The sequence below is a fragment of the Faecalibacterium sp. DFI.5.82 genome (assembly GCF_029076575.1).
Classification (GTDB): Bacteria; Bacillota; Clostridia; order Oscillospirales; family Ruminococcaceae; genus Faecalibacterium; species Faecalibacterium duncaniae.
In genome coordinates this window covers 1-317 of record NZ_JARFIS010000389.1, presented here as the reverse complement: position 1 = coordinate 317, position 317 = coordinate 1, and the positions used below count along the sequence as shown (strand labels likewise).

Genomic DNA, 317 nt, shown 5'->3' with positions numbered 1-317 from the left:
GCCTTCCGCTGTGATTATGGTCTGGTGGAAACGGTGGCTCATTTAACCGCCGCCAAATACTATATGCCCGATGTAGATTTCATCATCGATATCGGCGGTCAGGACATGAAGAGCTTCAAGATCGAGGATGGTGCCATCAGCAACATCTTCCTGAACGAGGCCTGCTCCTCCGGCTGCGGCAGCTTTTTGCAGACCTTTGCTCAGGCATTGGGATATGATGTCAAGAAGTTCGCCGCTCTCGGCCTGTTCGCAGACCGCCCCGTGGATATGGGCAGCCGCTGCACCGTGTTTATGAACAGCTCGGTCAAGCAGGCCCA

General features: G+C 54.9%; 1 protein-coding gene. It reads left to right on the top strand.

What is annotated here, in order from left to right; genetic code table 11:
* Nucleotides 1–317: BadF/BadG/BcrA/BcrD ATPase family protein (locus tag P0G09_RS17115; protein ID WP_275253268.1), on the top strand; the 317-nt coding region annotated here is incomplete at both ends.